Here is a 12,778-nt window from a genome sequence, read left to right as displayed (position 1 = left end):
TTTCGGCCGCCGCTTCATCACGGAGCGGCGGCCTCTATTCTTAACGGAACGGCGGCTCGTTGCCGCCGCCCTTCACCTGAAGGGCGGTTCGTTAAACGCGCGCAGCTTGCGCGAATGGAGCCGGTCGCCTTCGTCGCGCAGGGCCGAGCAAGCGACGATGCCGATCTGCAGGTGCGCCGCGATGGCTTCCTCGTAGAACTTGTTGGCCTGCCCCGGCAGCTTGATCTCGCCGTGGAGCGGCTTGTCCGATACGCATAGCAAGGTGCCGTAGGGCACGCGGAAGCGATAGCCCTGCGTGGCGATCGTGGCGCTTTCCATGTCGATCGCGATCGCGCGGCTCTGCGAGAAGCGCTTGGCCGAGGAGGAATAGCGCAGCTCCCAGTTGCGATCATCGGTGGTCACGACTGTGCCGGTGCGCATGCGCTGCTTGAGGTTGGCGCCCTGAACGCCCGAGACCTGTTCGGCCGCCAGCGCCATCGCCTGCTGGACTTCGGCAATCGGCGGGATCGGCACTTCGGGCGGGAGCACCGGATCCAGCACGTGATCATCGCGCAGATAGGCGTGGGCGAGCACGAAGTCGCCGATCTTCTGGGTGGAACGAAGCCCGCCGCAGTGGCCGATCATCAGCCATGCATGGGGACGCAACACCGCGAGGTGATCGCAGATCGTCTTGGCGTTGGACGGGCCGACGCCGATATTGACGAGCGTGATCCCGCGCCCGTCCTCGCGGATCAGGTGGTAGGCGGGCATCTGGTGGCGGCGCCAGGCGGTGTCGTTCAACTGGTCCTGCGCGTGCGGGGTGGCGACGCGGATATCAAGCCCGGCAGCCCCGGTCAGCGCGACATAGCCGTTGGATCCGATCTGGGTGGCACCCCAGTTCACAAATTCATCGACATAGCGGTGATAGTTGGTGAAAAGGATGAAGTCCTGAAAGTCGCTAACTTCGCTCCCGGTATAGTGCTTGAGGCGGGCGAGCGAGTAGTCGGTGCGCAGGCCGTCGAACAGCGAGAGCGGCATGTCCTCGGCGCCTTCGAACTCGATCCCGTCAGCCAGCTCGTCGCCGATCAGGGCGAGGTCAGTCGAGGGAAAATGCGCGGCAATGTCCTGCGGCGCGATCCCGACCATCGCCGCGCCCGCCTCGCCGTCGAGCACATAGGGAAAGGGGATTTCCTGGCGCGAACGCTCGATGCTGACCTCGACCTCGTATTCGGCGAGGATCAGCTGGAGCTGTTCGGTGAGGTAGGTGGTGAACAGATCGGGGCGGGTGATGGTGGTGGAGTAGGTGCCGGGCATCTCGAGCCGGCCAAAGGCGCGGCTGCGATCGCGCGGGGCGCCGACACCGGCATAGCGCAAGGTGATCTGCGGATAGGCGTAGGAGCCGTCCTCGCGCCGCGATTGCGGGGGCAGGGTGCCGTCGCGGCCAAAGGCGATCACGTCGTCGCGCAGGGTGCGGACCGCGTCGTCATAATGCTGCTGGAGCTGGGCGAGGATAGCGGGAATGTCGATCATGGCAGTTGTTCTGCTCCCTTGTTGTTATCGTTGTGTGTCAGCACCTTCGCTCGGAACTGCGCTGTTTACAAGAAGGGCGCGAAGATCGAGATGACCTTCGCGCCCTGCTGTGTGTCTATGCCGAAAGGCCGGGATGCTTACGCGTCCTCGCCGCCTTCGAGCAGCTCGGCCGGGATTTCGCCCGGTTCGAGGCTGGTGTCGATGCGGGTGGCATCGGCCTGTTCCTCGATCGCGCGCTGTTCGTCTTCGAACATCGCGGCGAGCACGTCCACGCCTTCGCTCTGCAGCTTGGCTTCGTCATCCGAGCGGGCGACGTTCGCCTTGACGGTGACGCGCACTTCGGGGTGCAGGGCAACGGTCACGTTGTGGATGCCGATATTCTTGATCGGCGCGCCAAGGATGACCATGCGCTTGTCGACGTTGTGGCCCTGTTCGGCGAGACCGACGACGATGTCGCGCACGCTCACCGAGCCGTAGAGCTGGCCGGCGTTCGAGGCAGCGCGGATCAGCACCACTTCAGCGCCTGCAACCTTTTCGCCCATGGTTTCTGCATCGGTCCGGCGAGCGGCGTTTTCGGCCACCAGACGGTCACGATTGGCCTCGAAAACCTTCTTGTTGGCTTCGTTGGCGCGCAGGGCCTTCTTCTGCGGGAGCAGGAAGTTGCGGGCGTAGCCATCCTTCACGGTGACGACGTCGCCGATCGAACCGAGCTTTTCGATGCGCTCGAGGAGAATGATATCCATGTGTCCTTCTCCTCTTACTTCACGATGAAGGGCAGCAGGCCGATCTGGCGCGCGCGCTTGATCGCCTGGGCCAATTCACGCTGCTTCTTCGCCGAGACGGCGGTGATGCGCGACGGCACGATCTTGCCACGCTCGGACATGAAGCCCTGAAGCAGGCGCACGTCCTTGTAATCGATCTTGGGGGCGTCCTTGGCCGCGAACGGGCAGGACTTGCGGCGGCGGAAAAACGGGCGGGCCATCAGTCGCGCTCCTCACGGGTTTCGCGACGCTTACGCTCGCGTTCGTTCTTTCGCATCATCACGCTGGGGCCTTCCTCGTGGGCTTCCACGCGGATGGTCATGTAACGGATGACGTCTTCGTTGATACGGGTCTGACGCTCGAGTTCCGCGACCACCGAGCCGGGGGCTTCGATGTTGAGCAGCACGAAGTGCGCCTTGCGGTTACGCTCGATCTTGTAGGCGAGCGACTTCAGGCCCCAGGTTTCGGTCTTGGTGACCTTGCCGTTGCCGGCTTCGACAATTTCGGTGGCTTGCGCCGCCAGCGCGTCAACCTGAGCCTGGCTCAGATCCTGACGCGCGAGGAAGACGTGCTCGTACAGAGCCATCTCGCGTCCTTTCACTACCTGCCGATCGCTGGCTGATCCGTCCGCTACTGGACGGGGCCCCTCCGGCTTTCTTCGATGATCGCAAGGGCGGATCCCTGTGCGAAGCGGCGGCCCCTACAGCATCGCGTGCCAATTGCAAGTCTTGTCCGGCGGGAACCGGACGGGCAGGCGAGCGCTATACTTGCACGAATCGCAAAGGGGGAATTGTCCGTGCCTTCAGGACTGGTCGCACTGCTTGACGACATTTCGGTGATTGCCAAGGCCGCTTCGGCCTCGGTCGATGATGTGGCGGTCGCCGCCGGGCGCGCGGGCACCAAGACTGCGGGCGTGGTGATCGACGATGCGGCGGTCACCCCCAGCTATGTCACCGGCCTCTCGCCGGCGCGCGAATTGCCGATCATCTGGAAGATCACCAAGGGCAGCCTCAAGAACAAGCTGGTCTTCCTGCTCCCCGCCGCGCTGCTGTTGTCGGAGTTCCTGCCCGCCGCGATCACCTGGCTGCTGCTGCTGGGCGGCTCCTTCCTTGCCTATGAAGGCGCGGAAAAGGTGATGGAGAAGCTCGGCGCGGCCAAGCATGGCGCGACGCTGGAGGACGAGATCACCGATCCGGTCGCCTTCGAGAACGAGCGCGTGGGCGGGGCGATCCGCACCGACTTCATCCTCTCGGCCGAGATCATGGCGATCGCGCTTGCCGAAGTGGCCGACGAAAGCCTCGTCATGCGCGGTGCCGTGCTCGCGCTGGTGGCGGTGGCGGTGACGGTCGCGGTTTATGGCGCGGTCGGCCTGATCGTGAAGCTCGACGATATCGGCCTCCACCTCACCCAGAAGGCGAGCAAGAGTGCGCAGAGCTTCGGACGGTTCCTTCTCCATTTCGTACCCAAGCTGCTGACGACGCTGTCGGTCGTCGGCACGGTGGCGATGCTGTGGGTGGGCGGGCACATCATTGTCGACAGCCTCCACAAGCTGGGTTGGGACGGGCTCTACGCGCCGATCCACGGGGCCGAGCATGTGGTCCACGAAATGGCGGGCGCGGCTGGCGGCGTGCTGGGCTGGCTGACGGCGACCACGCTTTCAGCCATCGTCGGTCTGATCCTCGGCAGCATCATCGCCTTTGTCCTGCACAAAGTGCTGGGTGTCGGCGCGAAGGAAGCCCACTAAGCCGCCAACCATGACCACACCTGTTCTCTACACCTGCGCACGTTCTCGTGGGTTGCGCGCGACCTGGGCGGCGGAGGAAGCCGGCGTCGATATCGACCTCAGGATCCTGCCTTTCCCGCCGCGCTACCTTGCGCCCGATTACATGGCGATCAATCCATTGGGCACTGTGCCGATGCTGGTCGATGGCGAAACACGGATGACCGAAAGCTGCGCCATCGCGCACTACCTCGCCACCCGCTCGGGCTATACCCCGCTCGCCATCGCCCCGGGGGAGCGCGATTACGGCGAATACTGCGACTACACCTACCACGCCGACGCGACGATCACCTTCCCGCAGACGGTCTATATGCGCTTCTGCCTGTTCGAGAAGGACAAGGGATTGCAGGAGGCAGGCCACGCCTATGCCAAGTGGTTCCACAAGCGGCTGATCAAGGTCGAGCAGCGCCTTGAGGGCCGCGAATTCCTGTGCGCCGACCGCTTCACCGTCGCCGATATCTGCGTCGGCTATGCACTGATCCTCGCCGAGAGTGTCGGGCTGGATGAAGGCGTGCCGCAGAGCCTCAAGGAATATCGCACCCGCCTGACCGAACGACCCGCCTACCAGCGGGCCTTGGCGCGCGAGGAAGCGGGCAGGGCGGCGCTGGAGAGCCAACGGGGCTGAGGGGAAGAAAGGGTTGAGGTGGCTTGCCGAGCATCGCGTCAACCATCCCACGTCCCTGTTGCGCTGCGGCTTCTTCACGTCTGACTGCGGCGGACTCGCATGATCCAGCCCGCGTGCTCCTGCGCGCCACCCATCGGCTTGAGGCCGAGCAGCGGTCGCAACCAGTTCACCCGCCGCGCGATTTCGTAGGTCAACGCGCAGCCAAACAGGGTCGTCAGAAGGATCACCCCGAATGCGAGCTCCGGCTGCGCTCCGGCTTGGTTGATCCAGAAACCGGCCGCGATGATGATGGTCTGATGGGCGATGTAATAAGGGAAGATCGCCTCCGTCAGATAGCGCCGCACAGGACCATCGTAGTGCAACCGGGTCTGGGCCAAGCCGAGCAGACCAAGGATCGCGCTCCATGCCAGAACGGCGCGCGACAGCAGGCGAATGGTTTCCCATGCCTGCGCCTCTACGCCCCAGCAGTGCCCCGCAAACATTGCAGTGCAGGCAAGCCCAGCAAGTCCTAGCAAAGCGCGCCAGTGCGCAAGGATCGCGCCCCAAGCGGTTGAAGAACGTGCCAGAGCCACGCCAAAGAAGAAGGCAAAGCCGTAGACCGCATGGGCATAGGGATCATCGATCAGTGCGTGGGTTTCGCCGAAGGCCGGGTGCAGCACCAGCCGTGCCATTGCCAGCCACCCGATCGGCAGAACCACCAGTCGCCAGCCGGAAATCATGGCATCAAAGCCATGCTGCAAGCGGGTCCTCAACGTGGCGGGCAGCGCCGCCAGTGCTGCCAGCCCCAGCGAATAGACCCACAGATAGGCAACGAACCACAGGTGGTTCCAGGTTGGGAGAGGGGAACCGCGACTGCCACCAAATTCGAAATAGTCATTGATCCAGAAATGCACGAACCCCGCATCATAGACACCGCGGTCGCGCAGTTCGAACCATGGCTGCGGGGCCACGAACAGCACCATTCCCGCCAGCAATGGCACCGCAAGCCGCATCGAACGGCTCCATGCAAAGCCGCCTGACGTTGAGAACTTCGCCAGCAGGGTGCGCGAAACCACGCCGGAAATCACGAACAGCAACATCAACCGCCAGGGATTGACCGCCATCATCGGCCAAACCGCCCATTCGACCGGTGTGGAGGCCTTCACATGCCAGCCCCACGGCACGAAGAACATTCCGATGTGATAGAGGATCAGTAGCGCAAATGCGCCGATCCTGAGCCAGTCGAGGCCAAATTGTCGGCCACTCATCACTGTGTTGGCTTGCATGTCACGTCTCCATCGCATCTAAGCTTGGGCCGATATCTGCTGCGTCGGATCGCGCTGTCGCGGCGCAAGTGACCGGCGGCGGAACGGGCGGGACGAAATGCGGAGCGGGTTGTGACAAGCGGCGGCGAACGAGGGGCGAGCGGAGGACCGGCCAAAACCGGCCGTCTGCACGATCCGCGCGCCATAACCTTGCTCGCCTATGCGGGTTTCGGCTTGCTCTACATGGCGGTTAACGCGGCAAGCCTGATCGATGATCGCCGTGCGCTGGGTCAGCCGATTGCCGCGTGGCAGGCCTGGGTGCTGGAAGGTACGAGCTTTGCCGCCTGGCTGGCGCTTTTGCCGATGGTGCTGGTGCTGGCGATCCGGCTCGCAATGCGGCCTCTGTGGCAGGCAGTCATTGGCCATATCCTGGGCTGCATCGCGGTTTCTTTGGCGCACTCGGCGCTGATGTCAGGGCTGCGCAGCGGCGCCTTTGCCCTTGCGGGACTTGCATATTCTCCGGCCGAGCTGTGGTCGGATCGCCTGCTGTTTGAAGCACGCAAAGACGTGATCACCTATGTCTCGATCCTTGCGGTATTTCTGCTGGCTCGACGCCTCGTGGCGCGATCCAGGGAACCCTTGCCGCAGCCATCCGAAGCGGCTGCGCTTATCGAAGTGCGCGATGGTAGCCGGGTCGTGATGCTGCGTCCCGCCGAGATCGAATGGGTGAGTTCGGCCGGAAATTACGTTGAAATGCACGGAAGCTTCGGGAGCCAGATGGCAAGGCGTACGATGGCAGATGTGGAAGCTGAGCTCTCGCCGTACGGCTTTGTCCGCGTCCATCGCTCACACCTCGTGCGGCGCGCGGCGATTGCGACGACTGAAACACGGCAAAGCGGGGACTTCGATATCACTTTGCGATCAGGCAAGGTGATCGGCGGTAGTCGCAGGTTCAGGCAGAACCTGGCTCTGCCGACGTTGAAGGAATAGGCACTCAATTCGGAGAATGCCCCACGGCAGCCTTGCCAAAGCCCACAATCGGGTCGCCTGCCTAATGGCAGGTTTTGGCGCGAGACCGGGCCGAACGGCCGTTGGCCCAAAGACCTGCCCGCCGAATGCCTAACCCCGTCCGCTTCTGGTAGGTCTCAAGCCGCCTGATCGGGCGTGACTGGCCTTGCCGAAAGCTCGCGCCGCAAGAGCTTGCCGATCGGATCGCGCGGGAGCTGGTCGACGAATTCGATGTAGCGCGGCCGCTTGTAGCCGGCGATCTGGCCCTTGAAGCGCTCGGTGATTGCTTCGCGGGTGAGGTGTTGGCCGGGCTTCAGCACCACGAAGGCCTTCACCGCCTCGCCCCATTGCCGGTCCGGCACACCGCAGCAGCCTGCATCGGCCACCTCGGGCATGGCAGCGAAGATCGCATCGACCTCGGCCGGATAGACATTCTCGCCGCCGGTCTTGATCAGCTCCTTGGCGCGGCCAAGCAGGTAGCCGCGGCCACGCGAGTCCATCGTGCCGAGATCGCCAGTGCGCAGCCAACCGTGGCCGAGCGCCGCATGACTTGCCTCCTCGTTGCGCCAGTAGCCGAGCATCACCGAGGGGCCACGCAAGGCGAGCTCGCCCTCTTCGCCCGGGGGCAGGTGGTTGCCTTGCGCGTCGAGCACGGTCATCGTCACATGCGGCAGGGTCCAGCCGATCGAGCGCGGCGCCTCCAGCATGTCGGGGTAGTCGATGAAGGTTGCAAAGCCGCAGATCTCGGTCTGGCCGTAGCCGCCGATAACGCGGGCGTCCCACTCCTTCTCGATGAACTCATACATCTGCGGCCGGCCCATGCCCGCGCCGCCGGTGTAATTGGCGAGCGGCATCCGGCCATCGCGGATCGGCTCCATCGCCTGCCACGGGAAAGAGATGGTGGGAAAGGCGCTGGTGGTGGTGCAGCCCTCGCGGTGGAGCAGATCGAGGATCGCGGCGCTGTCATCATCGCGGCCTGCGAACACCGATGTGCCCCCGCAGGCCAGCATCGCGGCGACCTGCTGCATGCCCACGACATGGAACAACGGATTGACCGAGAGCAGCACCTCGTTTTGCCGGAAGCCCCGATGCTGCGCGAAGCCCAATGCCGAGGCGGCGACCGCGCTTCCGGCTTGCAGGCACCCCTTGGGTCGGCCGGTCGTGCCGCTGGTATACATCATGTAGAGCGGGCGGTCGGGGGCGAGGGATAGGTCGAGATCATAGGCATGCGGCACCGGCTCGTGGGGAGTGGCGACAGCGGTCTCGAAGAAGCCGTCCGCGGCGTGGCTCTCGTCCACCATGTGCACCTCGCCAGCCTCGGCCTCGACCAACAGATCGGCGAAGCGGGGGTTGGCAAAGGTCATTGCCGGTTCGGCATTGCCGCAGATCCACGCGATCTCGGCCGGGGCGAGCCGCCAGTTGAGCAGCACCGCGATGGCTCCGATGCGGGAGGCTGCAAGCAGGGTGGTAAGAAATGGCGCGCCGTCGGTCAGCAGCAGGGCAATGCGGTCACCCGGGGCAATGCCGCGCGCAAGCATCCAGCGCGCCAGATTGGTGACCCGCGCATCGAGATCGGCCCAGGTGAGGCGCTGGGCGGCGTCGATCGTGGCAAGGCGGTGGGCATGGCGCTGGGCGCAGTTCGCCAGCAGCGTATCGAGGGAGAAATCGCGCGGGTGCATGAGGTGGTGCTAGCCCGCCTCAGCCCCTTCAACCATCAGCGATTTTGTGGGTCAGGAAAGCCCCGCCAGCAGCACGCGGGCGAAGTCGGTCAGCGTATCGTCGCGCGCGCCCATCACCACAATCCGGTCACCCGGACGGGCAAGCGCGGTGATCCGCGCAGCGCAATCCTCGCGCGTGGGGATATGCTCGGCATGCCCACCGGCGGTGTTGATCAGGCCGGTGATCCGTTCGCTGCCTTCGCTGCGATCGACCGTGCCGCCGAAATAGACCGGATCGCTGAAGATGGTGATGTCCTCCGGCCCCAGTTCCTTGGCGAAGGTCTGGGCGAGTTCATGACCCATCTGGCGCAAGGGGCCGTAGCCGTGGGGCTGGAAGAAGGCGATGACGCGTCCGGGCGTGGCCTTGAGGGTGCGCAGCGTGGCGGCGCATTTCTCCGGGTTGTGGCCGAAATCGTCGATCACCGTGACGCCCGAAGGCGAGGTGCCGATCACGTCGAAGCGCCGTGCGAGGCCCGCAAAGCTGCGCAGGGCATAGACCGCATGGCCGACCTGGATGCCCGCCGCGCTTGCTGCCGCAATCGCTGCCAGCGCATTGGACAGGTTGTGCAGCCCCGGCATGGGCAGGATCAGCGGAAAGACCTCGCGACTGCGATTGTCGATCACCGCGGCACGGATGCCGAGCTCGCTCTGGTCGATCGAATCCGGCTCGATGGTGATGTCGGCTGCCTGATCATTGACCGCGAAGGTCACGCACTGGTTTGCGCGATGCGCGAGATGGGCGGCCTCGTAGCTGTCGAGATTGATCGCGGCTGCGCCAGAGTCGGCGAGGAAATTGCCGAACAGCACACGCAATTCCTCGATGCTCTTGTGATCGAGGCTGACATTGAGCAGCACGGCGACTGTCGGACGATAGAGCGCGATCGAGCCGTCGCTTTCGTCGACTTCGCTGACGAACAGGTTGCCGCTGCCGATCCGCGCGCTGGCGAAAGGATTTTCGGGGCTGACGAAGTTCTTCATCACCGCGCCGTTCATCACGGTGGGATCATATCCCCCTTCGTGGAGGATCCACGCGATCATGCCCGTGACGGTGGACTTGCCCGATGTGCCGCCAACGGCAATCGCAAAGCCAGTAGCGTTGAACAGGGCTGACAGGAGCTCGGCCCGGCTCATCCGATCGCAGCCCAGAGCCTTTGCACGGGCGACTTCGGGCACAGTGTCCTCGATTGCCGCAGAGGCGATCAGCACCTGATCGGGCGAGGTGACCCCGCTGCCATCCTGCGGGAACAGCGCAAAGCCCTGAGCCTCGAGCCAGGCGAACTTCTCCGGCGTGCGGCCCTGATCGCGGCTGCGGTCCGATCCCGCGACGGACATGCCAAGGCCATGCGCGATCTGCGCGAGGGGCAGCATGCCCGACCCGCCAATGCCGCAAAAGAACAGCGGACGCCCTGCAAGCGCCCCGGCCTCGACCCCGTTATCCATATGCCGGGTGGTTATTGACTTGCGCCCCCACTGACAAGCGCCATAGGCTGCGTTTCATGACGAATATCGCCATCTGTGCACCGGCAACGCCGATCACGCGCGAACAGGCCGCCGCCTGCCAGGAACTGGTCGCGGCCGAGTTCCCCTCGCACCGGCTTACGTTCCACGATCAGTGCTTCGAACAGGCCGGGCATTTTGCCGGCGATGATCTGCGGCGCCTCACCGCCCTGCTCGAATGCAGCAATGATCCGGCGTTCGATGTCGTATGGTTTGCCAAGGGCGGCTACGGCTCGAACCGGATTGCCGAAGCGGCAGTTGCGCAGATGAACCAGGCGGCGCGGTCCAAAACCTATGTCGGCTTTTCGGACTGCGGCTATCTTTTGGCCGCACTCTATCGTCACCGCATCGGACAATCGGTCCACGGCCATATGCCGGTGAGCGCGCGCTCGGAAGGCGGCAAGGAAGCGATCCGACGGGTGCTGCGCTGGCTGGGCGGTGATACCAGCGGGCTCGAACCCAGCCTCGACGGGGCGACCCCGGCAGCGGCCTTCAATCTCATCACGCTGGCGATGATTTCGGGCACGCCGCTGATGCCTGATCTCACCGGCCATGTGGTGATGGTCGAGGAAGTGGCCGAACACTTATACGCGATCGACCGATTGTTCTTCCACCTTGCGGCCACCCTGCCACGGGTCGCAGGCCTCAGGCTCGGCGCGATCACCGACGTGCCGGAAAACTATGTCGAATTCGGGCAAAGCGAGGAAGCAATCGCGCAGTACTGGTGTGCTCGCGCCGGCATTCCCTATCTCGGACGGGCGCAGATCGGACACTATTCTGCCAACAGGGTTGTGCCCTTCGGCCTTGCCAGTCCGCCCGCGCGGACGTAACGGCGCGCGCCAAAATCACGACAAAAACGGGGTCAGGGATGCGCGCGTTTATCTTTCCGGGTCAGGGCAGCCAGAAGGTCGGCATGGGAACCGAGCTTGCCGAGGCAAGCGCGGCAGCGCGCGACGTGTTTGGCGAGGTGGACGAGGCGCTGAAGCAGAAGCTCTCGACCTTGATGCGCGAAGGGCCGGACGACACGCTCACCCTGACCGAGAATGCACAGCCCGCGATCATGGCCAATGCTATCGCCACGCTGCGGGTGCTGGAGCAGGATTTCGGCGTGAAGCTGGCGGAGAAGGGCCACTGCGTGGCAGGCCATTCGCTCGGCGAATATGCCGCGCTTTGCGCTATCGGCGCCTTTGGCCTTGCGGACACCGCGCGGTTGCTCAAGCTGCGCGGTCAGGCGATGCAGGCCGCCGTGCCGCTGGGCGAGGGCACCATGGCGGTGCTGCTGGGCGCGGATATTGATCAGGCCAAGGCGCTCGCCGAAGCGGCTGCGCAAGGCGAAGTGTGCGAAGTCGCCAATGACAATGACCCCTCGCAGGTCGTGATTTCGGGCCATACCGCTGCGATCCAGCGGGCTGTCGAGATGGTCAAAGATTTTGGGATCAAGCGCGGAATGATTCTCAATGTCTCGGCCCCGTTCCATTCCTCTCTGATGGCGCCTGCCGCCGCGCGCATGGCCGAGGCACTGGGCGAAACCCCGCCTGCGGCTTTCACCCTGCCGCTCTACGCCAATGTCACCGCCGCGCGGGTCGATGATCCTGAAGAGGAACGCGCGCTGCTGGTCGAACAGGTCACCGGCCGCGTGCGCTGGCGCGAAAGCGTGCTTGCCATGCGCGCCGACGGGGTAGAAAGCTTCGTCGAACTTGGCGGCAAGGTCTTGGGCCCGATGGTGGGCCGGATCGACAAGGAAGCGGCCGTCACGAGCCTTGTGACCATGGCCGACCTCGAAGCCTTCGCGAAGGAGATCCTCTGATGTTTTCACTCAAGGGCATGAATGCACTGGTCACCGGCGCGAGCGGCGGGATCGGGTCGTCGATCGCGCATGCGCTGGCCTCGCAGGGCGCGCGCCTGGCGCTGTCGGGTTCGAACGCGGCCAAGCTGCGCGCCTTCCGGGACGAGCTCAACGAAGCCTATCCGCACCACGATCATGACGGCCATGTCGAGATCACCTGCGATCTGGGCAATGCTACGCAGGTGGAAGAGCTGGTTCCGGCCATGCTCGACACGCTCGGCACGATGGACATTCTCGTCAACAATGCCGGCATCACCCGCGACAATCTCGGCATGCGGATGAAGGATGACGAGTGGGATCAGGTGATCCGCGTCAACCTCGAGGCCGCATTCCGCCTGATGCGTGCCGCCGCCAAGCCGATGATGAAGGCGCGCTTTGGTCGGATCATCAACATCACCTCCGTGGTGGGCGCGACCGGCAATCCGGGCCAGATGAATTATTGCGCTGCCAAGGCGGGCCTGACCGGCATGACCAAGAGCTTCGCGCAGGAAGTCGCCAGCCGCGGGATCACCGCCAATTGCGTCGCGCCCGGCTTCATCCGCACCGCGATGACCGCCGCGCTCGACGAAAAGCAGCAAGCCGCGATCAATGGCCGGATCCCGATGGGCCGGATGGGCGAGGGCGCTGAAATCGGTGCAGCGGTCGCTTTCCTCGCGAGCCGCGAGGCCGCCTATGTGACGGGCGAAACGCTGCATGTGAACGGCGGGATGGCGATGCTGGGGTGATTGTAACCCCCTTATCCCCAGCCGTGTCGCCGCTCGCGCGGGCGCCTGCTTGCCCCGATGATTGT

At 64.4% G+C, this 12,778-nt stretch carries 14 protein-coding genes and 1 pseudogene; 6 read left to right on the top strand and 9 right to left on the bottom strand.

The genetic code is table 11. The features are described 5' to 3' along the window. Positions 1-72: 72 nt before the first annotated feature. From RSE14_RS03865 to rpsF, 4 genes are all read right to left on the bottom strand, one after another. Positions 73-1,509 carry an AMP nucleosidase gene (locus RSE14_RS03865; protein WP_324075926.1) on the bottom strand — a complete coding sequence of 479 codons (1,437 nt, stop codon included), beginning with the start codon at positions 1,507-1,509 and terminating at the stop codon, positions 73-75. A gap of 137 nt (positions 1,510-1,646) precedes the next feature. After that, on the bottom strand, positions 1,647-2,252 hold the full coding sequence (rplI, locus tag RSE14_RS03860; protein WP_324075925.1) for a 50S ribosomal protein L9: 606 nt from the start codon (positions 2,250-2,252) through the stop codon (positions 1,647-1,649). Positions 2,253-2,266: 14 nt separating this feature from the next. Continuing rightward, the gene (gene rpsR / locus RSE14_RS03855; RefSeq protein ID WP_017665523.1) at positions 2,267-2,491 is read right to left on the bottom strand and encodes a 30S ribosomal protein S18; all 225 of its coding nucleotides are present in this window, start codon (positions 2,489-2,491) and stop codon (positions 2,267-2,269) included. Beyond that, positions 2,491-2,856, bottom strand: a complete 366-nt coding sequence (gene rpsF, locus RSE14_RS03850) for a 30S ribosomal protein S6 (RefSeq protein ID WP_324075924.1) — start codon at positions 2,854-2,856, stop codon at positions 2,491-2,493. The genes rpsR and rpsF overlap by 1 nt, the downstream gene beginning before the upstream one ends. Positions 2,857-3,066: 210 nt before the next feature. Between rpsF and RSE14_RS03845 the strand changes: the two genes are divergently transcribed. After that, positions 3,067-4,014 (top strand): DUF808 domain-containing protein, encoded by a 948-nt coding sequence (locus RSE14_RS03845; protein ID WP_324075923.1) that lies wholly within the window; start codon positions 3,067-3,069, stop codon positions 4,012-4,014. Between the two features lie 10 nt (positions 4,015-4,024). Beyond that, a complete protein-coding gene (locus RSE14_RS03840; RefSeq protein ID WP_324075922.1) occupies positions 4,025-4,675 on the top strand; it encodes a glutathione S-transferase family protein in 651 nt (216 codons plus the stop codon). Positions 4,676-4,749: 74 nt separating this feature from the next. Here RSE14_RS03840 and RSE14_RS03835 read toward each other — a convergent pair whose 3' ends face one another. Next, positions 4,750-5,922, bottom strand: a complete 1,173-nt coding sequence (locus tag RSE14_RS03835; protein ID WP_324075921.1) for an acyltransferase family protein — start codon at positions 5,920-5,922, stop codon at positions 4,750-4,752. A gap of 129 nt (positions 5,923-6,051) precedes the next feature. Between RSE14_RS03835 and RSE14_RS03830 the strand changes: the two genes are divergently transcribed. After that, the gene (locus RSE14_RS03830) at positions 6,052-6,909 is read left to right on the top strand and encodes a LytTR family DNA-binding domain-containing protein (RefSeq protein ID WP_324075920.1); all 858 of its coding nucleotides are present in this window, start codon (positions 6,052-6,054) and stop codon (positions 6,907-6,909) included. 155 nt (positions 6,910-7,064) lie between these two features. Here RSE14_RS03830 and RSE14_RS14835 read toward each other — a convergent pair whose 3' ends face one another. The 4 genes and pseudogenes from RSE14_RS14835 to RSE14_RS03820 form a co-directional block, all read right to left on the bottom strand. Beyond that, positions 7,065-7,334, bottom strand: a complete 270-nt coding sequence (locus tag RSE14_RS14835) for an AMP-binding enzyme (protein ID WP_416379376.1) — start codon at positions 7,332-7,334, stop codon at positions 7,065-7,067. Positions 7,335-7,378: 44 nt separating this feature from the next. Continuing rightward, entirely contained in the window at positions 7,379-7,474 is a 96-nt protein-coding gene (locus tag RSE14_RS14830; RefSeq protein ID WP_416379375.1) for a hypothetical protein, read from the bottom strand. A 31-nt stretch (positions 7,475-7,505) separates the two neighbouring features. After that, a pseudogene (locus RSE14_RS03825) lies at positions 7,506-8,606 on the bottom strand (class I adenylate-forming enzyme family protein); the annotation flags it as partial. 51 nt (positions 8,607-8,657) lie between these two features. Next, on the bottom strand, positions 8,658-10,085 hold the full coding sequence (locus RSE14_RS03820; protein WP_324075918.1) for a glutamate ligase domain-containing protein: 1,428 nt from the start codon (positions 10,083-10,085) through the stop codon (positions 8,658-8,660). Between the two features lie 56 nt (positions 10,086-10,141). Between RSE14_RS03820 and RSE14_RS03815 the strand changes: the two genes are divergently transcribed. Genes RSE14_RS03815 through fabG form a run of 3 tightly spaced genes read left to right on the top strand, consistent with a single transcriptional unit; the run spans position 10,142 to position 12,713 of the window. Continuing rightward, complete coding sequence (locus RSE14_RS03815) at positions 10,142-10,972, top strand: LD-carboxypeptidase (protein ID WP_324075917.1); 831 nt, start codon at positions 10,142-10,144, stop codon at positions 10,970-10,972. Positions 10,973-11,010: 38 nt separating this feature from the next. Then, positions 11,011-11,949 carry an ACP S-malonyltransferase gene (fabD, locus tag RSE14_RS03810; RefSeq protein ID WP_324075916.1) on the top strand — a complete coding sequence of 313 codons (939 nt, stop codon included), beginning with the start codon at positions 11,011-11,013 and terminating at the stop codon, positions 11,947-11,949. Continuing rightward, positions 11,949-12,713 (top strand): 3-oxoacyl-[acyl-carrier-protein] reductase, encoded by a 765-nt coding sequence (fabG, locus tag RSE14_RS03805; protein WP_324075915.1) that lies wholly within the window; start codon positions 11,949-11,951, stop codon positions 12,711-12,713. Before fabD ends, fabG begins: the two co-directional genes overlap by 1 nt. Positions 12,714-12,778: the final 65 nt, after the last annotated feature.

Origin of the sequence: Erythrobacter sp., from assembly GCF_035194505.1 — a bacterium.
In the GTDB taxonomy this organism is placed as follows: domain Bacteria; phylum Pseudomonadota; class Alphaproteobacteria; order Sphingomonadales; family Sphingomonadaceae; genus Erythrobacter.
This window is presented reverse-complemented; position numbering and strand designations above follow the sequence as displayed.